At 33.1% G+C, this 22,335-nt stretch carries 20 protein-coding genes; 13 read left to right on the forward strand and 7 right to left on the reverse strand.

The window, feature by feature from the left end:
• Positions 1 to 100: 100 nt before the first annotated feature.
• The 5 genes from FNB79_RS06135 to FNB79_RS06155 are packed head-to-tail and all read left to right on the forward strand — an operon-like array spanning position 101 to position 3,954.
• Positions 101 to 1,498 carry an arginine decarboxylase gene (locus FNB79_RS06135; protein ID WP_143380475.1) on the forward strand — a complete coding sequence of 466 codons (1,398 nt, stop codon included), beginning with the start codon at positions 101 to 103 and terminating at the stop codon, positions 1,496 to 1,498.
• Positions 1,491 to 2,426 (forward strand): agmatinase, encoded by a 936-nt coding sequence (gene speB / locus FNB79_RS06140; RefSeq protein WP_143380476.1) that lies wholly within the window; start codon positions 1,491 to 1,493, stop codon positions 2,424 to 2,426. The genes FNB79_RS06135 and speB overlap by 8 nt, the downstream gene beginning before the upstream one ends.
• Positions 2,416 to 3,390, forward strand: a complete 975-nt coding sequence (locus FNB79_RS06145; RefSeq protein WP_143380477.1) for a deoxyhypusine synthase family protein — start codon at positions 2,416 to 2,418, stop codon at positions 3,388 to 3,390. The genes speB and FNB79_RS06145 overlap by 11 nt, the downstream gene beginning before the upstream one ends.
• Before the next feature lie 14 nt (positions 3,391 to 3,404).
• Entirely contained in the window at positions 3,405 to 3,710 is a 306-nt protein-coding gene (locus FNB79_RS06150; RefSeq protein ID WP_143380478.1) for a hypothetical protein, read from the forward strand.
• 16 nt (positions 3,711 to 3,726) lie between these two features.
• Entirely contained in the window at positions 3,727 to 3,954 is a 228-nt protein-coding gene (locus FNB79_RS06155; protein ID WP_143380479.1) for a hypothetical protein, read from the forward strand.
• A gap of 245 nt (positions 3,955 to 4,199) precedes the next feature.
• Here the strand turns inward: FNB79_RS06155 and FNB79_RS06160 are convergent, their stop codons facing one another.
• Complete coding sequence (locus FNB79_RS06160; RefSeq protein WP_143380480.1) at positions 4,200 to 5,564, reverse strand: mannosyltransferase; 1,365 nt, start codon at positions 5,562 to 5,564, stop codon at positions 4,200 to 4,202.
• 175 nt (positions 5,565 to 5,739) lie between these two features.
• Between FNB79_RS06160 and mce the strand changes: the two genes are divergently transcribed.
• The 8 genes from mce to scpA all read left to right on the forward strand — a co-directional run bounded on the left by mce (position 5,740) and on the right by scpA (position 15,314).
• Positions 5,740 to 6,147 carry a methylmalonyl-CoA epimerase gene (gene mce, locus FNB79_RS06165; protein WP_143380481.1) on the forward strand — a complete coding sequence of 136 codons (408 nt, stop codon included), beginning with the start codon at positions 5,740 to 5,742 and terminating at the stop codon, positions 6,145 to 6,147.
• 33 nt (positions 6,148 to 6,180) lie between these two features.
• Positions 6,181 to 7,740: an acyl-CoA carboxylase subunit beta gene (locus FNB79_RS06170; protein WP_143380482.1), complete on the forward strand. Its 1,560-nt coding sequence runs from the start codon at positions 6,181 to 6,183 to the stop codon at positions 7,738 to 7,740.
• Positions 7,740 to 8,126 carry an OadG family protein gene (locus FNB79_RS06175; RefSeq protein ID WP_143380483.1) on the forward strand — a complete coding sequence of 129 codons (387 nt, stop codon included), beginning with the start codon at positions 7,740 to 7,742 and terminating at the stop codon, positions 8,124 to 8,126. Before FNB79_RS06170 ends, FNB79_RS06175 begins: the two co-directional genes overlap by 1 nt.
• Before the next feature lie 37 nt (positions 8,127 to 8,163).
• Positions 8,164 to 8,592, forward strand: a complete 429-nt coding sequence (locus tag FNB79_RS06180) for a biotin/lipoyl-containing protein (protein ID WP_143380484.1) — start codon at positions 8,164 to 8,166, stop codon at positions 8,590 to 8,592.
• A gap of 61 nt (positions 8,593 to 8,653) precedes the next feature.
• A complete protein-coding gene (locus tag FNB79_RS06185) occupies positions 8,654 to 9,970 on the forward strand; it encodes a sodium ion-translocating decarboxylase subunit beta (RefSeq protein ID WP_143380485.1) in 1,317 nt (438 codons plus the stop codon).
• A 36-nt stretch (positions 9,971 to 10,006) separates the two neighbouring features.
• A complete protein-coding gene (locus FNB79_RS06190; RefSeq protein WP_143380486.1) occupies positions 10,007 to 11,293 on the forward strand; it encodes an acetyl-CoA hydrolase/transferase family protein in 1,287 nt (428 codons plus the stop codon).
• Positions 11,294 to 11,314: 21 nt separating this feature from the next.
• Positions 11,315 to 13,129 (forward strand): methylmalonyl-CoA mutase family protein, encoded by a 1,815-nt coding sequence (locus tag FNB79_RS06195; RefSeq protein ID WP_143380487.1) that lies wholly within the window; start codon positions 11,315 to 11,317, stop codon positions 13,127 to 13,129.
• A gap of 46 nt (positions 13,130 to 13,175) precedes the next feature.
• On the forward strand, positions 13,176 to 15,314 hold the full coding sequence (gene scpA, locus FNB79_RS06200) for a methylmalonyl-CoA mutase (RefSeq protein WP_143380488.1): 2,139 nt from the start codon (positions 13,176 to 13,178) through the stop codon (positions 15,312 to 15,314).
• A 96-nt stretch (positions 15,315 to 15,410) separates the two neighbouring features.
• Here scpA and FNB79_RS06205 read toward each other — a convergent pair whose 3' ends face one another.
• The 6 genes from FNB79_RS06205 to FNB79_RS06230 all read right to left on the reverse strand — a co-directional run bounded on the left by FNB79_RS06205 (position 15,411) and on the right by FNB79_RS06230 (position 22,279).
• On the reverse strand, positions 15,411 to 16,031 hold the full coding sequence (locus FNB79_RS06205) for a hypothetical protein (RefSeq protein WP_143380489.1): 621 nt from the start codon (positions 16,029 to 16,031) through the stop codon (positions 15,411 to 15,413).
• 57 nt (positions 16,032 to 16,088) lie between these two features.
• The gene (gene meaB, locus FNB79_RS06210; RefSeq protein ID WP_143380490.1) at positions 16,089 to 17,093 is read right to left on the reverse strand and encodes a methylmalonyl Co-A mutase-associated GTPase MeaB; all 1,005 of its coding nucleotides are present in this window, start codon (positions 17,091 to 17,093) and stop codon (positions 16,089 to 16,091) included.
• 216 nt (positions 17,094 to 17,309) lie between these two features.
• Positions 17,310 to 18,800, reverse strand: a complete 1,491-nt coding sequence (locus FNB79_RS06215) for a cellulose synthase family protein (RefSeq protein WP_143380491.1) — start codon at positions 18,798 to 18,800, stop codon at positions 17,310 to 17,312.
• Positions 18,797 to 19,489 carry a glycosyltransferase family 2 protein gene (locus FNB79_RS06220; protein WP_143380492.1) on the reverse strand — a complete coding sequence of 231 codons (693 nt, stop codon included), beginning with the start codon at positions 19,487 to 19,489 and terminating at the stop codon, positions 18,797 to 18,799. The genes FNB79_RS06215 and FNB79_RS06220 overlap by 4 nt, the downstream gene beginning before the upstream one ends.
• A gap of 224 nt (positions 19,490 to 19,713) precedes the next feature.
• The gene (locus FNB79_RS06225) at positions 19,714 to 21,252 is read right to left on the reverse strand and encodes a carboxypeptidase-like regulatory domain-containing protein (RefSeq protein WP_143380493.1); all 1,539 of its coding nucleotides are present in this window, start codon (positions 21,250 to 21,252) and stop codon (positions 19,714 to 19,716) included.
• Positions 21,253 to 21,376: 124 nt separating this feature from the next.
• On the reverse strand, positions 21,377 to 22,279 hold the full coding sequence (locus FNB79_RS06230; protein WP_143380494.1) for a sterol desaturase family protein: 903 nt from the start codon (positions 22,277 to 22,279) through the stop codon (positions 21,377 to 21,379).
• Between the last annotated feature and the right edge of the window lie 56 nt (positions 22,280 to 22,335).

The following is a 22,335-nucleotide window of genomic DNA, read 5'->3' on the forward strand; positions in this document are numbered from 1 at the left end:
AAGTCAGATTCAGATTTGATAAATAGTTAACATTTTTTATTTTAATATGCAGAATTCTCTGCGTAAATTATATTTTTTTTAATTATTATATCAAAATAACATGAATACTAAATACATTGATTTAATCAATCAATCCTTTTATTTTCCTCAAGACGAATTTAAATTACGTAATAAAACACTAGAATTTCACGATATCAATTTAATGAAATTGATTGAAGAGTATGGTGCACCTTTAAAATTCACCTATCTGCCACAAATATCAAATAATATTTCTCGTGCAAAAGGTTGGTTTGCAAAAGCTATAGAAAAAAACGATTATAAAGGAAAATATAATTACTGTTATTGCACTAAAAGTTCACATTTTAAGCATGTTTTAAACGAAGCTTTAAAAAATGATATTCATATTGAAACCTCATCGGCTTTTGATATTGATATTGTTGAAAATTTAAAAAAAGAAGGTAAAATTTCAAATGATACCTTTGTAATTAGTAATGGCTTTAAACGTGCACAATATGTAACCAACATTGCTAGACTAATTAATGGTGGGCATAAAAACTGTGTACCTATAATAGATAATTACGAGGAAATAGATTTATTGTCTGAAGAAATAGAAGGTAAATATAGTATTGGTATTAGAATTGCTTCTGAAGAAGAACCAAAATTTGAGTTTTATACCTCTCGTTTAGGGATAGGTTATAAGAATATAGTGCCATTTTATAACAGACAAATAAAAGATAATGATCGTGTAGAGCTTAAAATGCTTCACTTTTTTATAAATACAGGAATTCGTGATAATGCTTACTATTGGAACGAATTATTAAAATGTTTAAAGGTTTATACATCATTAAAAAAAGTATGCCCAACATTAGATAGTTTAAATATAGGAGGTGGTTTTCCAATTAAAAATTCATTGGCTTTTGAGTTTGATTACGAATATATGGTTGATGAAATTTTAAATCAGATTAAAACCATTTGTGAAGAAGAAGAGGTTGATGTACCTAATATTTTTACAGAATTTGGTAGCTTTACCGTAGGTGAAAGCGGAGGTGCTATTTATGAAGTTTTGTATCAAAAACAACAAAATGATCGTGAAAAATGGAATATGATAAATTCGTCTTTCATTACTACCCTGCCAGATACTTGGGCTATAAATAAGCGTTTTGTGATGTTACCAATAAACCGTTGGCACGAAAGCTATGAGCGTGTGTTATTAGGAGGATTAACTTGCGATAGCGACGATTATTACAATAGTGAGCAACATATGAATGCGATTTACTTGCCAAAGTATAATAAAGATAAACCTTTGTATATTGGTTTCTTTAATACAGGCGCATACCAAGAAACAATAGGAGGTTTTGGAGGGTTACAACACTGTTTAATCCCTACGCCAAAACATATTTTAATAGATAGAGACGAAGATGGCAACATCGTAACAAAATTATTTAGCGAACAACAAAAAAGTGAAGACTTACTTAAAATATTAGGTTACAATGAGTAATAAAACATATGCTGGTATTCCTGAAGAATTTGCAAAATTAGAAACTGCTAAGATTGTATTAATTCCAGTGCCTTATGATGGTACAAGTACCTGGCAAAAAGGTGCAGATAAAGGACCGGAAGCTTTTTTAAATGCTTCTGAAAATATGGAAACATATGATATTGAAACGCAAACAGAAGTTTACCAACAAGGTGTGTATCTGGCAGATGCTGTTACCGAAAATAGTTCGCCTGAAGCTATGGTAGTTGCGGTTCATAAAATCACTAAAAGCTATATAAAAAAGAATAAGTTTGTAACCCTTTTTGGCGGTGAGCATTCCATTTCAATAGGGAGTATAAGAGCTTTTAATGAATGTTTTAATAACTTAACCGTATTACATATTGATGCACATGCAGATTTACGTAAAACGTATCAAGGGTCTGCTTGTAATCATGCTTGCGCAGTTTATGAAGCCAGTCAGACAACCAATCTTATTCAAGTAGGAATACGTTCTATGGATGTTATAGAAACTACGGTAATGGATCATGAAAAAACGTATTTTGCACACGAGTTGGCAACAGACGAATTTTGGATGGATAGTGCTATAGACCAAATGACTGAAAATGTATTTATAACTTTTGATTTAGATGCGCTAGACCCGTCTATCATGCCAAGTACAGGAACCCCAGAACCTGGTGGTTTATTTTGGTATGAAACTCTAGACTTTTTAAAGAAAGTTTTTGAAGAAAAAAACGTAGTAGGGTTTGATATTGTAGAACTTTGTCCAAATAAAATAGATAAATCTTCAGATTTTCTTGCTGCAAAATTGTATTATAAAATGTTGAGTTATAAATTTATGGGTGAAAACGTAGAAGACGATTACGATAACACTTACGAAAGTAAAGCTCAAAAAAATAACGTTACTAAATTTAATGATGATGAGTACTAAAGGAGCCATTTCAAATTTTATAGAAAAATATTATCTTCACTTTAATGCAGCAGCTTTGGTTGATGCCGCTAAAGGTTATGAAGACCAATTAAATAAAGGTGCTAAAATGTTAGTGTCTCTTGCAGGAGCAATGAGTACGGCAGAATTAGGGAAGATTTTTGCAGAAATGATTCGCCAAGATAAAGTACAAATTATTTCTTGTACAGGAGCAAATCTAGAAGAAGACATCATGAATTTGGTGGCACATTCGCATTATAAACGTGTTCCTAATTACCGCGATTTAACACCTCAGGAAGAATGGGATTTGTTAGAAAAAGGGTTAAACCGTGTAACCGATACTTGTATTCCAGAAGAAGAAGCTTTTAGACGTTTACAACAGCATATTTATAAAATTTGGAAAGAAGCAGATGAAAAAGGTGAGCGTTATTTACCGCATGAATATATGTACAAAATGTTGTTGTCTGGTGTCTTAGAAGAGTATTACGAGATCGATTTGAAAGATTCTTGGATGTACGCTGCAGCCGAGAAAAATCTGCCAATTATCTGTCCAGGATGGGAAGATAGTACCATGGGTAACATTTTTGCAAGCTATGTGCTTAAAGGCGAATTAAAAGCAAGCACCATGAAATCAGGAATTGAATACATGACATTCTTAGCAGATTGGTACACAGCTAATTCAGAAAATGGAATTGGTTTTTTCCAAATAGGAGGAGGTATTGCAGGTGATTTTCCAATTTGTGTAGTACCTATGTTATACCAAGATATGGAGCGCACAGATACACCATTTTGGAGCTATTTCTGTCAGATTTCAGATTCTACAACCAGTTATGGTTCGTACTCTGGAGCGGTACCAAATGAAAAAATTACTTGGGGAAAACTAGATATAAATACCCCTAAATTTATAATAGAGAGTGATGCAACCATAGTTGCACCATTAATTTTCGCTTATTTGTTAGATATGTAATCCCTATTTTTTTAATGAAACGCATAATTGTTGATTACCAAAAATTAAATGAAGATATTTTAGATCTTCTAGTTGAAAAATTTCCTGATGGATATGATGATTCCGATATCATTTCTTTCAGAAATGCTAAAAATGAAATTGTTGAAGCTGTAGAGGTTAGAACAGACGACACCATTTATTTAGTTAAAGTGGGGGTGCGTTTGGCTCAAGCCATGGAAAACTATATTGAGGATGATGATGATATAGCAACAGACGATGACTCTAGTGTAGATTTTGATGAAGTTAAAGCTGACGATACAGACGACGACGATAACGATTAAAAACCTTTAATATTAAATGAAAGTTGCTACTTTTCAATCTTACAAAAACGGACTATATACGTTTATGTTTGAGAATGGTGAGGATATGATTTTTGATGAGATTCACCCTCGTGCCCTAAAACAATTCGATTTAAAGAACGATAAAAGCTATATCGATCAAACTTTTAAAATTACTTTTGTTGAAGTTTCTGGAAACGACGACGATGTAATTTACAGAATAGATAGTTTAAAACTCGTGTCGTAAACAGTTTTAAAATACTATTATCATTTTAGGTGAGCTTTCCTATTTTTAAGCGACACTAAGGGCAACTTATCTGTAAATTTAAGTTATTGAAATTCTAAATGGGATAAATAAACAATGGTTATTTATCCCATTTTTAGTTTTGTAAATATTTTAAAATCAAGTATTTGCTTAAGGGTTTATTTCACCTTAAAAATACAAACCTAAAATTTCTCATTGTTTGTATAATTGCACAAGCAAAGCATACTTTAAATGAGATTTGACTCGTTTATATTAGTTTTCGATTTCAAAACATGTGGTTTTAAAAGTACCTCATAAATAAAAGCGCTATAAACAATTAAGTATTCTAAACCAATAACCCAGAGATTTTCTTGGTTTTCACTATTGGCATATGCTAAGTAACTAAGTATTATAGCAACACTCCATACTAATGGATACCTATAATGGGTAAATAGAGATAGGATTACTAATACACTTATATACCAAGGATGTACCGTTGTAGCAAGAAAATAATATACAGTTAAAACTAAAAGCATAGCAGTTGCTAAATCGCTTAAGGATTTTAACGGTTTTTTTATAAGTATATATATAATATATATAATAACTAAACCTGCTAAAATAGGACCTATAAGTTTGATTTGATTATATCCGGTCAAACCATAACCTATACCTTTAGCGAGATTAAAGATACTTGCATTAAACTCGAAGTTTCTAAACCAAAGTCCTACTGTATTAGAATAATTGGTAATAAATTCAGTATTTATAAATGGCAGAAATAATAAAATGTTTATCATTCCAACAACAAGGCAAAATAAGATTCCTTTTTTTAGTTTAAGGTGTTTTAGTATAAGAGGAAGAAAAATTAGAGGGATCAATTTGGTGGCTACCGCTAGAGAAAACCAAATGGCTGAACGTTGCCAGCGTTGAATATAGTATAAACTCATCACTAAAAAGCAAATCATTACACCTTCAAAATGCAAATTTCCCGTAAGTTCTATAATTATAAAGGGATTAAGAATATACCAAAATATACGTTCTTTAGGTAGGTTTAGGCGTTTTAATATTTTACTACCATAATAAAGAATACCAAAATCTGCTAAAATTATAACTATGCGCATCACTATTATAGATCCTATAATAGAACTGTTGGCAAATACTGAAGCTAAAAAATAACAAAACTGACTCACCGGTGGGTAATTTGTAAAATGAGAAGCACTTAACCAGCCCATGCCATCATAAAGCGTTTGTGAGTCTGAAACCGGTAACTCTCCCTTCGAAAAGAAAAAATCAGGCGTGTATAAATACGGATTAAAACCTTCAAAAATCATACGGCCATCCCATATAAAACGATAAAAATCCTGTGATAAATTAGGTATAGCTACAATATAAATAAGTCGTGAGATAAGTGCTATACCAACTAATTGTGTGGTGCTAAATTGGGATGTTTTTACAAGTTTAAAATAGAAGAAAGCTAATAATAAATATAGAATTACAAGTTTATAGTGCTCCGTTCTGATTAAATGGTAAGCAAAAACATAGTTAATTAAGAAAATGGGAATTACAAGAAAAAAGACGCTTGTTAACTTCGTTTTAACATTTAAAGTAGCTTTCATATTGTAAATGTCAGGTTTTTAATTTGTTGTTTATCAGTTAAATATGTAATTTATAACGTTTGAAATTACACGATGATTTTGTCTGATTTACATGATAACTATCATAAATTAACTTATAATCAAGACGTAATTTTGTAAAGAACATTATAAATAATGGTAATTAATAATTTTTCAAATGAATATTTCACATATAGAACACATCGGTATTGCTGTAGAGAATTTAGAAGAATCAATTACATACTATGAAAATGTATTAGGTTTAAAATGTTACGCTATTGAAGAAGTAGCCGACCAAAAAGTTAAAACAGCTTTTTTTTTAGTTGGAGAAACTAAAATCGAATTATTAGAAAGTACAGCACCAGATGGACCAATTGGTAAATTTGTAGCTAAAAAAGGGCAAGGTATCCATCATATAGCTTTTGCTGTAAACAATGCAAGTGAAGCTTTAAAACAAGCAGAAGAATGCGGTGTCACTCTTATAGATCATACCTCTAGAAAAGGTGCAGAGGGATTAAATATAGGTTTTCTTCATCCAAAATCTACCCAAGGTGTACTTACCGAACTATGTTCAAAAGAAAAATAAAATTAATAAAAGGACAAACAAATACAGTTACTAATGGCAAACCAAGATAAAATTAATGACCTCATTGAAAAACGAGCTAAAGCAAGATTAGGAGGTGGTGAAAAACGTATAGAATCACAACATGCTAAAGGAAAATTGACTGCGCGTGAACGTATTGATATTCTTTTAGACGATGATAGTTTTGAAGAATTTGACATGTTTGTAACGCATAGAACGAAATCTTTTGGCTTAGATAAGCAAATATACTTGTCGGATGGTGTTATTACAGGACACGGGACTATCGATGGACGAATTGTGTATGTGTTTTCTCAAGATTTTACCGTTTTTGGGGGATCGCTTTCTGAAACCTATGCATTAAAGATTTGTAAAATTATGGATATGGCTATGAAAATAGGTGTACCAGTAATCGGCCTAAATGATAGTGGAGGGGCTCGTATTCAAGAAGGTGTAAGATCGCTTGCAGGGTATGCAGAGATTTTTCAGCGTAATATAATGGCTTCGGGAGTTATCCCTCAAATATCTTCAATTTTAGGTCCTTGTGCCGGTGGTGCTGTATATTCTCCTGCATTAACAGATTTTACTATCATGACAGATCAAACCAGTTATATGTTTGTTACCGGTCCTAAAGTGGTACAATCTGTAACAGGAGAGCAAGTTACTACAGAGCAACTTGGTGGGGCAAAAATTCATTCTACAAAATCTGGTGTTTCACATTTTTTAGCAGAAAGCGACGAAGAGAATTTACTGCTTATTAGAAAATTACTAAGCTATTTACCATCAAATAATCTAGAAGAAGCGCCTACCGTTCCTTGTAATGATCCTATTGATAGATTAGATGATGCCCTAAATAATATTATTCCAGAAAATGCAAATCAGCCTTACGATATTGTAGATGTAATCTCAATCCTTACAGATAACGGAGAGTTTACAGAAGTTCATAGAGATTATGCAAGAAATATAGTTGTCGGTTTTGCCCGTTTTAATGGTCGTTCTGTAGGTATAGTTGCTAATCAGCCTAAATATTATGCAGGTGTTTTAGATTGCGAAGCATCAAGAAAAGCAGCTCGGTTTGTAAGGTTCTGCGATGCATTTAATATTCCAATAGTCACCTTAGTGGATGTGCCAGGATTCTTACCAGGAACAGGACAGGAATATGCAGGTATTATTTTACACGGTGCTAAATTGTTGTTTGCTTATGGTGAAGCTACAGTTCCTAAAATCACCATTACTTTACGTAAGTCTTATGGAGGAGCACATGATGTAATGAGTTGTAAACAATTACGTGGCGATTTAAATTACGCTTGGCCAACGGCAGAGATTGCAGTTATGGGTGCTAAAGGAGCTGTTGAAGTTTTAGAAGGCTCTAACATTAGAAAAATTGAAGATGCTAATGAAAAGCTAAATTATATCGAAGAAAAAGAACACGAGTATAATACCAAATTTGCTAATCCTTATGTAGCAGCAAAATATGGATTTATAGATGATGTTATTGAGCCTAGAAACACACGGTTTAGAATTGTAAGAGCCTTAGAGTTGTTAGCAAATAAAAAAGAAGTGAATCCTCCTAAAAAACATTCAAATCTTCCATTATAATGACACATTTATTAACTGTATTACAAGCTAAAGAATCTATTCTAGTAGATCCTATAGAAGAAGGATATATCGTACTGGTAACTGGATTATTAATCGTGTTTACAGGGCTAATTATTTTAACCTTATTTTTTAAATATGCTCTGCCTTTAATGCTTTACATCTATAAAATAATTTCTAAAGGTCCAGATCGAAAAGTCTCAGATATCTCCCCTGTTGCAGATGAAGATTTCACAGGCGAAATAGCAGCTGCCATTTCCGCAGCGGTCCATTTGCATTTAAAAGAACAACACGATCATGAAAATGCGATACTTACCATAAAACAAGCTCGAAAAATGTACTCGCCTTGGAGTTCAAAAATATATGGCGTGTATAATAATAAGCGGTAGTTAGAAATTAATTTAGACAAATTAAAGATATCAAAACATGAAAAATTTCACATTCAATATAAATGAAAATAGTTACAGTGTTAGAATTGTTTCTGAAGAAGATAATACCATAAATCTTGAAGTTAACGGTACATCTTATGCTGTTAAAATGAAGGAAGAGTTAAAAACAGTTAAAACACCTACACTAGTGCGTAGACCTTCTAAAGCTGCTCCAGAACCTGTTAAAATCAAAAATCCAAGTTCAAGTTCAGGGAGTATTAAAATTACTGCTCCGATTCCTGGTATTATTTTGAGCCTTAATGTAAAAGTAGGAGACACGGTTAATTCTGGCGATTTATTACTGGTATTAGAGGCAATGAAAATGGAGAATAATATTACGTCAGATAAATCAGGTGTAGTGTCTGCAATAAACGTTAGTGTTGGACAGCAAGTGTTACAAAGTGAAGTGATGATAGAATTAGAATAGGCAATAATAGCTGTGTATAATTTTTAAGATTGACATTACGGCCTATTAAAAATATAATAAAATGAAAAAAATAATATTAATATTTGGAGTCTTGTCCTTGCTTGTTTTTATTAGACCTGCATTAGGGTTAAGCCTTAATACTGTACCGCAAACAACAACAATAGTAGCTACCCAAGAGAATGCACCGGAACGCAGTTTTGTGTCTGAAGCAGTTGGGGGAATCAAACAATTTTATCAATATACGGGTTTCGCAAATGCCGCAGGCGGTAACATAATCATGATTATTGTTGGAATTGTATTTATATACCTTGGTATAAAATTCGATTACGAGCCTTTACTTTTAATTCCTATAGGTGCGGGAGTTATTATAGGAAATATTCCTTTTGTAGCGGGAAATCAAACCGGGATTTATGAAACTGGATCGGTACTTAACTATTTATATTTTGGAGTTGTAAAAGGAATATATCCGCCATTAATTTTTTTAGGAATTGGAGCAATGACAGATTTTTCATCTCTTATAGCCAATCCTAAATTAATGTTGTTGGGTGGAGCTGCACAAATTGGAGTTTTTGCAACATTTTTAGGTGCACTGTATTTAGGTTTTAATTTGCCAGAAGCTGGTGCTATTGGAATTATTGGTGGAGCAGATGGCCCAACAGCAATTTTCCTGTCATCTAAATTAGCAAACGGGATAAATGTTCTTGCAGATGGTACAACAGTTAAAAATTTAATTGGACCCATTGCTATTGCAGCCTATTCTTATATGGCTTTGGTACCAGTAATTCAGCCTCCAATTATGAAATTGCTAACTACCAAAAAGGAGCGTTTAATTAGAATGAAACCTCCAAGAGCAGTTTCTCAAAAAGAAAAAATGATTTTCCCTGTAGTTGCATTGTTATTAACCACGTTTATCTCGCCAAGTGCATTACCATTATTAGGGATGTTATTCTTCGGTAATTTATTAAAAGAATCTGGACGGACTGAGCGTTTGGCTGATACAGCCCGAACTAAATTAATAGATATTGTTACCATTTTATTAGGTGTTACAGTTGGAGCTTCTACACAGGCAGACATCTTTATCACTTCAGACTCATTATTAATTTTTGGATTAGGAGCAATATCCTTTGTTATTGCAACAATGGGCGGGTTGTTATTTGCTAAGTTCATGAATTTATTCTTAAAAAATGACGATAAGATTAACCCTTTAATTGGTGCGGCAGGTGTATCTGCAGTTCCAGATAGTGCTAGAGTAGTACATGCAGAGGGTTTAAAAGCAGATCCTCAAAATTATTTACTTATGCATGCTATGGCACCTAATGTGGCAGGTGTTATTGGTTCGGCAATTGCGGCAGGTATTATTTTAAGTTTCTTCGGCTAAAAAAATATAAGACATGTAAACTAAAACGCTAAGATTATGAATATACCTAATACAATGTCTGCTACAGATGCAGTAAAATTAATTAAATCGGGAGATCGGGTATTAATTCAAGGTGGTTCAGCTACACCTCAAGCACTAATTCATGCCATGGTGGCTAGAGCTCCAGAATTAAGAGGTGTAAACATTGTGCATTTACATACAGAAGGTGCATGTGGTTATGTAGCGCCAGAGTTAAAAGATAGTTTTACTACAAGTGCTTTTTTTATAGGCGGTAATATTAGAAAGATGATTGGTGTTACAGCCGATTATATTCCTGTGTTTTTAAGCGATATTCCAAGCCTATTTCGTGAAGGTTATATGAATTTAGATGTGGTTTTAGTAAATGTGTCACCTCCAGACAAACATGGGTTTTGCTCTTTAGGCGTGTCTGTAGATATTGTGATTTCAGGAATAGAAATGGGTAAAACAATTATTGCTCAAATTAATCCTAAAATGCCAAGAACTTTTGGAGATGCTATTGTGCATATTAGTCGATTTGCAGCCTGTGTTGAGGTCGATGAAGATTTGTATGAGATGAAATTTGTAGCGCCTTCAGAAGAAGAAAAGGCAATTGGTAAAAATGTAGCAGGAATCATAGAAGATGGTGCAACATTACAAATGGGAATTGGCGGTATTCCTAATGCGGTTTTAACCTATTTAACCAATCATAAAAATTTAGGAGTACATACAGAAATGTTCTCTGAGGGGATTATTGATTTAGTCGAAAAAGGTATTGTAAATGGAGCTCAAAAAAAAGTGAATCCTTATAAAATTGTTTCTGGATTTGCTATGGGTACACGTCGTTTGTACGATTTTATGGACGATAATCCCGATATAGAAATGCTAGATATTGGGTATGTTAATGATACCGCTGTAATACGTAAGAACCCAAAAGTTACGGCCATAAATTCAGCCGTAGAAATAGATATTACAGGACAAGTATGTGCAGATTCTATAGGAACAAGAATGATATCTGGAGTAGGTGGACAAATGGATTTTATGCGTGGTGCAGCTTTGTCGGAAGGCGGAAAGCCAATAATAGCTTTAAACTCTAGAACCTTAAAAGGAGTTTCTAAAATAGTGCCAACCTTGCGCACAGGTGCCGGAGTGGTCACTACAAGAGCACATGCTAGATATGTTGTTACAGAATATGGTGTAGCCGAATTTTTTGGTAAAACCTTAAAAGCGCGTGCTATGGCTTTAAGAGATATAGCTCATCCCGAGTATAGAGAAATATTAGATAAAGCTATTTTTGAACGTTTTGGAAGTAGTATTATGGTTTAATCACACTAAAATATAAATAGTATGACTACTAAAAATAACACACTTTTTTCTGAATTTGGTCCCGTAACAAAAGAGGCTTGGTTAGAAAAAGTAAATATAGATTTAAAAGGTGCAGACTTTAATAAAAAACTAGTTTGGAGACATTTAACAGGTATAGATATTCAGCCTTTATATACACCAGAAGATTCTATAAAGTTTTTAAAAAACACAGGCAATAACTCCAAAACCTTAGTCAATTTTAGAACTGTTAAGGGAACTAATGCTATTGAAAGTAATGCTTTAGCATTAAAAGCTATTACAGAAGGCATAAATGGATTAGTATTTCACATACAAGATAAAACAGACGTGTCAACCTTATTGCAAGGTATAGATTTAAACGACATAACAGTAGCTTTTGTGTTTGCTGATAACGAGTTAGAATTTGTTATAGATTTCTTTGACTATGCCGAACAACATGTTTCAGATTGCAAGCAGTTAAAAGGGTATTTAGATCTTGGAATGATTTCTAATTATGTAACCACAGGAGTTATAGACGTTACGGTATTTAAAACTTTAGCTAAAATACTCGATTTAGGATCTGATTTTGATAATTTTAAAACAGTAAGTATTTCTGGAACACCATTCTTAGATGCAGGCGCTAATCAGGCTCAAGAACTTGCCTATACATTAAATGCTATTGTATATATTACAGAACAATTAGAAGACTATGGTATTATAGCTGAAACTGTATTTAATGCATTACACATTCAGTTAGCTACTGGATCTGAGTATTTTGTAGAAATGGCTAAATTCAGAGCCTTAAATAGTTTGGTTTATAGTATAGCCAATACTTATGGGGTTTCTGAATTTAATTTTTTACTTACTGCAAAAACATCAATTTGGACCAAATCTGTTACCGATGCACATACCAATATGCTTCGAGCAACCACAGAAGCCATGTCGGCTATTTTAGGAAATGTAGATGGTGTTTTAGTCGATGCATTTGATAAAGAATTTAATACGCCTTCAGAGTTTTCAAATCGAATTTCAGGAAATATTACTACCATTTTAAAAGAAGAATCTTACTTCGGGAAAGTAGCAAATCCAGTAGATGGATCTTATTATGTAGAAGATTTAACGACACAAGTAGCCACTAAAGCTTTAGAGTTATTTAAAGCTATTGAAGTAAATGGCGGGTTCTTTATAGCTTTTGAGAAAGGCATCATTCAAGCAGCTATTGCAGAAGTCCGTCAGGAAAAAATAAAATTAATCAGTCAAAGACGTTTGTTAATGGTTGGGGTAAATAAGTATCCTAATCTTATGGAGCATTTAAATGCAGAGGTTTTATTTGAAGGGGCAGAATTTAATTCAAAAGTGTTAACACCAAGACGTGCCTCTTTAGAAATTGAGGCGTTGCGTAAAGTGTCTGAAGATATTGCTGTAAAGGCTGGAAAGCGCCCTATCGTAGAGCTTACTAGTTTTGGAAATTTAACGATGCGAAAAGCAAGAGCCTCATTTGCATATGATTTTATTGGTGTAAGCGGATTTGAAGTGTGGCAGGAGAAAAGTTATGACAGTGTAGAGCAAGCTGCAGAAGCAAGTGCAAAATCAGACTCAAATGTGGTTGTAATATGTAGTTCAGATCCGGATTACGAGCAGCATGCTTTGGCATTTGTTACAGCTTTTAGAGCCATAAACAAAAACAAAGTATTACTACTTGCAGGACACCCTGTTTCAATTTTAGAAAATTTAATGCAAGCAGGTTTAGATGATTGTATTCATATAAAATCGGATATTATTAGTACAATTTCAGGCATTCAGCATAAAATTCAGAAACAAATTAAAGAAACGGTGTAGCATTTATAACTATCAGGTTACCATTGTTTAACAAAAAAAGAAACATATGAAACCAAATTTTTCAAATATAACATTAGACACTGTATCTAAACAGGATACCGTATCTTCAGATCATAAAACCCTTTGGAATACTCCAGAAGGTATTCCGGTGAAAACACATTTCTCTAAAGCAGATATTGCAGATGCAGAACACTTAAATTTTGTTTCTGGATTACCACCATTTACAAGAGGTCCGTATAGTGCGATGTATGCGTTGCGCCCTTGGACCATTCGTCAGTACGCCGGATTTTCTACTGCCGAAGAATCAAATGCTTTTTATAGACGAAATTTAGCAGCAGGGCAAAAAGGATTGTCTGTGGCTTTCGATTTAGCCACGCACCGCGGATACGATTCAGACCACCCAAGAGTAACGGGCGATGTGGGTAAAGCTGGTGTAGCAATCGATTCTATTTTAGATATGGAAATTTTATTTGACCAAATTCCATTAGATAAAATGTCGGTGTCTATGACGATGAACGGCGCTGTATTACCAATTATGGCATTTTACATCGCTGCGGCTAAAAAGCAAGGTGTGGCTTTAGAGCAGTTAAGCGGAACCATACAAAACGACATCTTAAAAGAGTTTATGGTGCGTAATACTTATATCTATCCGCCTTTACCTTCTATGCGTATTATTGGAGATATTTTTGAATACACCACAAAGTATATGCCTAAATTTAATTCCATTTCTATAAGTGGTTATCATATGCAGGAAGCTGGCGCAACTGCCGATATTGAATTGGCTTATACGCTAGCCGATGGTATGGAATACATACGAACAGGTTTGAAATCAGGTTTAAAAATAGATGAATTTGCACCGCGATTATCTTTTTTCTGGGCTGTTGGAATGAATCATTTTATGGAAATTGCTAAAATGCGTGCGGCACGTATGCTTTGGGCAAAAATTATAAAGCAATTTAATCCTCAGAACCCAAAATCTATGGCGTTACGTACCCATAGCCAGACATCGGGTTGGAGTTTAAGTGAACAAGATCCTTTTAATAATGTGGCAAGAACCTGTATAGAAGCTATGGCGGCAGGTTTAGGCGGTACGCAATCTTTACATACTAATGCCTTAGACGAGGCCATTGCATTACCAACAGATTTTTCAGCCAGAATAGCACGTAATACTCAGATTTATATTCAAGATGAAACCCAAATGACTAAGGCAGTCGATCCTTGGGCAGGGTCTTATTATGTCGAATATCTTACAAAAGAGATTGCTAAGAAAGCTTGGAAGTTAATCGAAGAAGTTGAGGAATTAGGAGGTATGGCAAAAGCGATAGAAACCGGAGTGCCTAAAATGCGTATTGAAGAAGCTTCGGCACGAAAACAGGCGCGTTTAGATTCTGGTCAAGATATTTTAGTGGGTGTCAATAAATTTCAAACCGATGAAAAATCGACTATCGATATTTTAGAAGTAGATAATACAGTAGTAAGAGATTCTCAAATTGCACGTTTAAAGAAACTCAAAGAAAATAGAGATCAAGCTGTTGTTGATGCTAAAATAAAAGCTTTAACAGATTGTGCAGCTTCTGGCAAAGGGAATTTATTAGAATTGGCTGTAGAAGCTGCAGAAAATTTTGCAACTCTTGGTGAAATTTCTGATGCTTTAGAAGTGCATTTTGGAAGACATAAAGCCGATACAAAACTTATTAGTGGCGTGTATAGTAAAGAAGTGAGTGACGATAGTACCTTTGCAAAAGCTTTAAAATTAGCCGATGTGTTTGCTGAGGTTGAAGGCCGTCGTCCGCGTGTTATGATTGCTAAAATGGGGCAAGACGGACATGATAGAGGGGCAAAGGTTGTCGCTTCTAGTTTTGCCGATTTAGGGTTTGATGTCGATATGGGACCACTGTTTCAAACGCCGGAAGAAGTGGCAAAACAAGCCATAGAAAACGATGTGCATTTTGTAGGAGCATCTAGTTTGGCTGCAGGACATAAAACGTTAATTCCGCAGTTAATAGATGAACTTGCTAAATTAGGCCGTCCAGATATTATGGTGTTTGCGGGTGGTGTAATTCCGGAGCAAGATTATGACTTTTTATTAGAGCATAAGGTGGCTGCTATTTTTGGCCCTGGTACTGTGATTTCAAAATCGGCAATCACAATTTTAGAAAAATATTTAGAACACGAAGAAGTTTAGTAGTAGTATTTTATTTTTTTTGCACAAAACCCCAATGCTGATGTGCGTCAGTGGTGGGGTTTTTTTAATTAGATTGGATGGTATTTAAATGTTTTATTATTTCATTTTGTCAAACAGAAATTTTAGCTCCTTTTCGTTATCAACGACTTCTCCAATTAAATTTAATATATCAGCCATTTTTTCTTTGATATTTAACTCAAGTGTCACTTCTGGGAATGCATCTCTTATGTTTAAGCAAATAAAATAAATTATACCTGAAAGTAAGTTTTTTTCAGATAATGTATTTGGTATTTTATACTCATGCATTGCAGTTTCGTTAGAGAAAAAGGATTTTTTTTTAATTCTATAATTATGGGCAATGAGTTGATTTCTAAAATTATATAAATCTTTCCATTTGTTAATTCTTTTTATGCCTGCTTTGTTTTTTTGTCGTACTATTGAAATGGTTTCACAATTACTGTTTTTTAAGTATGATATATTGAAAAAATCATTGTATTCTTCTAAAAAGGAACAGAAAAGAAGTATTGAATAATTAGCTAATATTCCACTTGTTGATAATTTTAGATTCAAATTTTTATCGAAATAATTCTCTATTTTAATTCCTTCAAGAATTTGTTGATTATTATTTATTTCATTTAAGCTTTCTACTGTAAGATTTATTTGTGATTGAAGTTGAAAAAGTGTTTTAATAACTTCCTTAAGTTTTTCATCTTTCATAACATTATTATCTGCCTATACCTCTTTCGAATCAACTAATATTGATTACTTAAAAATTTATATATTTTTCTTGAAAGAATCTATAATCTGTTGTGCCGCTTTTACGGGAGAGACTTTTGATGTTATAACCTCACTTTCTAGCGTAGAAAGTTTACTTTTTATATGAGGCGCACCATAAAATAGATGCTTTAATTCTTCGTTGATATTGTTATACATCCATTTTATTTTTTGATGATTTCTATTCTCGTCAAAATAGCCATTTGTTTCTACAAGGGTTTTGTATTTTAAGATGTGTTCCCAAACAGTATCTATTCCAGTGTTTTTTATTGAAGACGCTTTAGTAACGACTGGCGTCCATCCAGAATCTGCTTGTGGGAATATATGTAACGCATTTTGATATTGTAAGCGTGCCATTTCACTTTTCTTAATATTGTCACCATCGGCTTTATTAATAACTACCATATCTGCCATTTCCATGATTCCTTTTTTTATCCCTTGTAGTTCGTCTCCAGCGCCAGCAAGCATTAAAAGCAGAAAGAAATCTGTCATGCCATGAACAGCAGTTTCCGATTGTCCGACCCCTACGGTTTCTACTAAAATAATATTGTAACCAGAGGCTTCACAAAGTAACATGCTTTCTCCGGTTTTATTTGCTACACCACCGAGGGTGTCTCCAGAGGCAGAGGGGCGAATGTAGGCATTCTCGTTATGGATTAATTCTTCCATCCTTGTTTTGTCTCCTAGGATACTGCCTTTAGAACGTTGACTACTGGGGTCTATAGATAATATAGCAACTTTGTAATTTAAAGATGTGAGGTATTTGCCAAAGGCTTCTATAAATGTACTTTTTCCCACGCCAGGGACACCGGTTATACCAATACGAATGGATTTTCCTGAATGTGGTAAAATGGCCTGAATAATTTCTTTAGCGAGTATTTTATCGCTTTCTAAGTTGCTTTCTATTAAGGTGATTGCACGAGATAAAATTACTCTGCTGCCTTGTAAAATACCGTCAATATATTCTTGAGCTGTTAAACGGTTTTTGGGTTTATAGACCTTCATGTTGTCGCTGTAAATTAATAACTATTATAATAGTTATTGTGTTTTACAAAGATACTTATAACCATAAAATTCTCCATAAATACGACCTTGTTTTTTGCTGTGAACAAAGTTGTATTTATGAAGAATTTGCGTTAGTGATTGTAGTGAAAATCCTTTTGCTTTTGTGCAAAAGATTGCAACGGAAAGCGCGACCCTTGGGTAACGCCAAAATAAAATTTAAGCTTTAGAGGTTAATGATTTAAAAAACACGTAACCGAAACCTAAGAAGAGCATGAGGTGAAATGGAAATAATCCAAAATCGCCACCTTGGTCTCCTACTATAAATGCACTGTACATTCCGAAAGCGAAATAAAGTGTAAGTAAGCCTTCGAAAATAACATTTACAGAGATGTTTTTCTTGATGTATTTGTTGCCTTTCCAGCTATCTTTAAGACTGCTAATATTAAATTTAGGTGTACGCACAAATTCGCTACGTTTTCCGATATGGCCTTCTAATACAGCAATAGAATTGTGTAGAGAAAAGCCCATGGCTACCGTAAAAAATGTAAAGAACATACCAATGTATTTTATGAAATTCTTGATTCCGCCGCCATATATATTCCGATACATAAACCAGTAACAAATAAAGAAAATAACACTACTTACCACAAAGAAACTCATGACGTAGAAGTATGGTTTTAGGTGTGCATATTCATTTTTAATATAAAGCATAGGAATACTTAATACAGCAACAATAAATACGTTTAAAAACATGGTGCTGTTTAATAAATGAAGTACACCGTGAAGTTTTGTTTTACCAGAAATATTATCGGATTTTAAAACTTTCCATAACATTTTTCTGAAGTTTTCTGCACCACCTTTATTCCATCTGAATTGTTGCGAACGTGCGGCACTAATTACCACAGGAAGCTCTGCTGGTGTTTCTACATCTTCTAAATATTTAAATTTCCAGTTTTTAAGTTGTGCACGATAGCTTAAATCTAGGTCTTCGGTAAGTGTGTCTCCTTCCCAGTTTCCTGCATCTATAATACAATCCTTACGCCAAACCCCAGCTGTACCGTTAAAGTTAATAAAGTGACCTTTACTATTTCGTCCCACTTGTTCTAATGTAAAATGGGCATCTAGAGCAAAAGCTTGGATGCGAGTTAATAGTGAATACTCTCGATTAATATGTCCCCAGCGTGTTTGTACTACCCCGATGTTTCTATCTTTAAAATAGGGTAATGTACGTAGTAGCCAGTCTGATTCTGGTAAGAAATCGGCATCGAAAATGGCAATAAATTCACCTTTTGCAATTTTTAAACCTTCTTTTAAGGCTCCAGCTTTAAATCCGCTACGGTCTGTTCTAGTAATATGTACGATGTCTAATCCTGTAGCTTTTAACTTTTGGATATGATTGTACGTAGATTTTACGGTTTCGTCTGTAGAATCGTCTAATACCTGAACCTCTAATTTGTGTTTAGGATAATCTATGGTAGCAATATTTTCCAGTAAGCGATCCATAACGTACATTTCGTTATATACAGGTAGCTGTATGGTAACATAGGGTATCTCGTTTTCTTTAGAGAGATCTAAAGGCGGTAAATGTGTGTCTTTCTTTTGGGCGGAAAGATAGTTTAATAATAAGTTTAATTGTGCTAAAGCATACATGAATATTAATGCTAAAGACGTTGAGTATACTGCTATTATTATTGTTTCTAAAATCATTTTTTTATACTATATTTAAAAATCCAGTACAAGATTTTTATGCCTGCAAATATAGCACCTTTTATTGTACCTGAAACTTTTGAAACCCCAATTCTATTACGATATTTTACAGGAATTTCGCGATAAGAAAAATTATGCTTTAAAACTTTTAGTTGCATTTCTACGGTCCAACCATATGTTTTGTCTAACATGTTTAATTTTAGTAATTTAGAGTATTTTATAGCACGAAAAGGGCCTAAATCTGTAAAGGTAGAATTAAAAAATAAACGCATTAAACTGGTTGCTAACCAGTTTCCAAATTCTTGAGGAACAGTCATAGAACCAGATTCTCGAAGATTTTTTGTACGTGCGCCTACTACAAAATCAATATTTTCTTCTAGAATGGGTGAAACAAGGGTTGTTAGTTGTTCTGGATAATCACTATAATCGCCATCTATAAAAACAACGATGTCTGGTTTAATGTTTTGTTTAGAAATATATTCCATACCTTTTAAACACGCATACCCATAACCTTTATTTGTTTCTGTTAAAACGGTTGCTCCGGCTTGAACTGCATTTCTTTCTGTATGGTCAGTAGAATTGTTGCTAACAACAATAACTTCGTCTACAAGTTTTGGTATGTCATGAATAACGTGTGCAATAGAATCTGCTTCGTTATAAGCAGGTATAATCACTTTAATTAGAGCCATATTGGGATATAAAAAGGGATTGCAAATATACTTAGTTATTTGGATTTGTTGTATGTTTTTATAAATCTTCTTGTTTGTCGTTATAATTTGGAGTTTAAATTCAAAAAAAACCGCTTAATAAGAACATGTAGCTGTAATCTTAAAAAGCGATTTTAAACAAAAATTATTTTTTAATAACTATACTATTGCTTAGTCTGTAAAAAGAGTGAATACTTTCAAGAAAATTAATTTTTTTCTGTAATTATACTTTTAAATTCTTTTATTGCTTTGTTGGGTTCTATTATATTATATCCTTTCCAGAATTCTGGATCGTAGGCTGGTAAATAAATAGGTTTTACGTCGGCTTTTTCTTTATAAGCATTAAACTCGGCTGCAGTGATGGTTTCATTTTCAAAGGCGACTAACTCTCGTTTGGAATAATTTTTGGCTATAAAGTTAATGTCTCCAGACAGTTCGTTTTGCTTTCTACGGCCTTTTACATGTTTGTTTTTTTCAATAATCTTAAAAGGTCTATCTATACCTGTTTTATTAGCAGTTTCTATTTCTGCATATTTTAAACTGTAGTTCCCAGTTTTGTTTTTTGCATATATAAAACTGCCTTCGCGTTGATACACATCTAGCGAAACTCCTAGAAGTTTGAATGTTTTAAGCGATTTTACGTTTTTAAAATCTACTCTAATCACAGCAAAATCTTCTGTATTAATGTATAAAATACCTTTATAATCTTCACTACGTTTGGGTTTAAATGCAATTTTATATACATACTGATCATTAAGAAAAGAATAATCTAAAAGTTCAAACTCGTAACGGTTTGATTTATGTATACAATTTAAACTGGCTTCTTCACTAACAAAACTGCTACGTTCCATACTATTAATTACGTATTTTCTGTATTTAAGAAAGTTTTTTTTCTTGTCTTCTTCTTTTTTCTTTTCAGCTTCTAAAAAGGCTTCAGATTTTTTATTGGACTCGTCTTGAAAGAATGAAGAATCTACATCTTCTTTTGTACCAAACCATCCGGATTTTATTTTAAAATAAGAATCGCGTTTTACATGTTTTTTTACAATTGCATTTAGTTTTTTTTCATAGGCTTCAAAAGTCATTTCATTATTTTTATCGTAAAGTTCTGAGGCTTTAAGAATATTTAATTTAATAACTGTGTCTTTTTTAGCTTCTGATTTGTTTTTATAAAATTCGCCTAAAATCTCTGTGTAATGGTATGAGTTTAGAGGGATGTCGCTTAATATGCTATCTGTGAGCTCTTGATTAAATTCTGGTATAGTAGACGTTTTAATTTTAACCGATTTTCTAAGAATAGTAGATCCATAAGTTTCTCTGAAAAAAAGTTTGCTTTTTTGGAAGGTGCCACCATAATTTTTATCTAAGTTGTCTTCTACCTTCTCGATAATTTCATCGACAGTATAATTTTTATTGAAGAGCATAACTTCATTAAGCTCTATAGATTTAGGTTTTAAAACCACTATACTGTCTTGAAATGTTTTGGCAGCTATATGTTTAGACTCGTAACCTAAACAACTAAATATTAACGAGTCTTGTTCAGAAATTGGTGTGTTTATTTGTAATTGAAATTGTCCAATATCATTACTTATTACTCCGGAGGTGTTGTTAAAAGAGATGGTTGCAAACGAGATGGGTTCTAAATTTGTAGAATCTAAAACTTTGGCATGAATTTGAGTTTGCGCTCGTGTAGAGAATACACTAAAAGTTAAACAAATAAAAAGTAAAATGTAAAATTGTTTCATGTTGGTAGTTTTATGTGAAAGTAAATGATTACACGAAACGCAGAATACATTTTACATTTTTATTAAGTAAATTTTATTAGTTTTTAACAAAATAAGCTTTTGTAATGGGTTTTATTGTAGGGTGTTAGCTTGTGGTTTCTTCCTTTTTTTTAGTTAGAGGATAAAAAGTTTGCGTTATAAATTGATCTGGGAACTCTTCATCTTTCTCAAATCCTAATTCAATATCTCGTCCGTTATGCGGGACATAATCTGTTTTAAATATATAATCCCAAAGGCTTAATGTAATGCCATAATTTGAACCATAAATTGAGTTTGGTGGTAATTCTTTAGCATGATGCCAAATGTGCATTTTAGGGTTATTTAGTATGTATTTAAAAGGGCCATAATCCCAACCTAGATTTGCATGATTTAAATGTCCTATGGCAATAGTGAAAAAATGAACTAAGACCACATCTTGCACGTCGAATCCGCCAATAATAGCAATAGGAATGTATAACAACGATTTGTAAATAACAGGTTCCATCCAATGGTAGCGTAAGTGTCCAGCAAATCCCATTTCTTTAATAGAATGGTGTACTTTGTGAAAATCCCATAATAACGGGAACCGGTGTAATAGTCTGTGCGTGTTCCATTGAACAAAATCACTAACAATAAAAAAGATAAATAAACTTGCTGCTTTTGGAAGTTGATTAACTTTAAACAATTGGAGGTCATTTAAAGTTAAACCTACTACTGAAAGGATATCGTTAAACACTGTAGCAGCTGTATTTGATAGTGCAATTAGAACAATTAAATTTAAGAGAAAAAAATTAAAAAACATATAAAAGGTGTCTAGCCAAAAATCTTTTCTAAATATAGATTGATTTTTACGCCAAGGAAATACAATTTCTAAACCCCAAACAATCAATGAAATAATAATTAAGCCATAGAAATAATTATCCCAATGGTTAATAGAGATTAGTTCATATTTTAAGTATCTCCAATATCCAGAATATGAATCTTGAATAATATTAATGTATTTTTCCATAAAATAATAAAGCATCTTGTTTTATTATATGGTATAAAACAAGATGCAGTTTTGTT

Source organism: Formosa sediminum (genome assembly GCF_007197735.1).
Classification (GTDB): domain Bacteria; phylum Bacteroidota; class Bacteroidia; order Flavobacteriales; family Flavobacteriaceae; genus Formosa; species Formosa sediminum.

Excerpts from the sequence above, each read along its gene's own strand:
- FNB79_RS06135 (WP_143380475.1), top strand. The coding sequence starts at position 101 with ATGAATACTAAATACATTGATTTAATCAATCAATCCTTTTATTTTCCT.
- speB (WP_143380476.1), top strand. The coding sequence starts at position 1,491 with ATGAGTAATAAAACATATGCTGGTATTCCTGAAGAATTTGCAAAATTA.
- FNB79_RS06145 (WP_143380477.1), top strand. The coding sequence starts at position 2,416 with ATGAGTACTAAAGGAGCCATTTCAAATTTTATAGAAAAATATTATCTT.
- FNB79_RS06150 (WP_143380478.1), top strand. The coding sequence starts at position 3,405 with ATGAAACGCATAATTGTTGATTACCAAAAATTAAATGAAGATATTTTA.
- FNB79_RS06155 (WP_143380479.1), top strand. The coding sequence starts at position 3,727 with ATGAAAGTTGCTACTTTTCAATCTTACAAAAACGGACTATATACGTTT.
- FNB79_RS06160 (WP_143380480.1), bottom strand. The coding sequence starts at position 5,564 with ATGAAAGCTACTTTAAATGTTAAAACGAAGTTAACAAGCGTCTTTTTT.
- mce (WP_143380481.1), top strand. The coding sequence starts at position 5,740 with ATGAATATTTCACATATAGAACACATCGGTATTGCTGTAGAGAATTTA.
- FNB79_RS06170 (WP_143380482.1), top strand. The coding sequence starts at position 6,181 with ATGGCAAACCAAGATAAAATTAATGACCTCATTGAAAAACGAGCTAAA.
- FNB79_RS06175 (WP_143380483.1), top strand. The coding sequence starts at position 7,740 with ATGACACATTTATTAACTGTATTACAAGCTAAAGAATCTATTCTAGTA.
- FNB79_RS06180 (WP_143380484.1), top strand. The coding sequence starts at position 8,164 with ATGAAAAATTTCACATTCAATATAAATGAAAATAGTTACAGTGTTAGA.
- FNB79_RS06185 (WP_143380485.1), top strand. The coding sequence starts at position 8,654 with ATGAAAAAAATAATATTAATATTTGGAGTCTTGTCCTTGCTTGTTTTT.
- FNB79_RS06190 (WP_143380486.1), top strand. The coding sequence starts at position 10,007 with ATGAATATACCTAATACAATGTCTGCTACAGATGCAGTAAAATTAATT.
- FNB79_RS06195 (WP_143380487.1), top strand. The coding sequence starts at position 11,315 with ATGACTACTAAAAATAACACACTTTTTTCTGAATTTGGTCCCGTAACA.
- scpA (WP_143380488.1), top strand. The coding sequence starts at position 13,176 with ATGAAACCAAATTTTTCAAATATAACATTAGACACTGTATCTAAACAG.
- FNB79_RS06205 (WP_143380489.1), bottom strand. The coding sequence starts at position 16,031 with ATGAAAGATGAAAAACTTAAGGAAGTTATTAAAACACTTTTTCAACTT.
- meaB (WP_143380490.1), bottom strand. The coding sequence starts at position 17,093 with ATGAAGGTCTATAAACCCAAAAACCGTTTAACAGCTCAAGAATATATT.
- FNB79_RS06215 (WP_143380491.1), bottom strand. The coding sequence starts at position 18,800 with ATGATTTTAGAAACAATAATAATAGCAGTATACTCAACGTCTTTAGCA.
- FNB79_RS06220 (WP_143380492.1), bottom strand. The coding sequence starts at position 19,489 with ATGGCTCTAATTAAAGTGATTATACCTGCTTATAACGAAGCAGATTCT.
- FNB79_RS06225 (WP_143380493.1), bottom strand. The coding sequence starts at position 21,252 with ATGAAACAATTTTACATTTTACTTTTTATTTGTTTAACTTTTAGTGTA.
- FNB79_RS06230 (WP_143380494.1), bottom strand. The coding sequence starts at position 22,279 with ATGGAAAAATACATTAATATTATTCAAGATTCATATTCTGGATATTGG.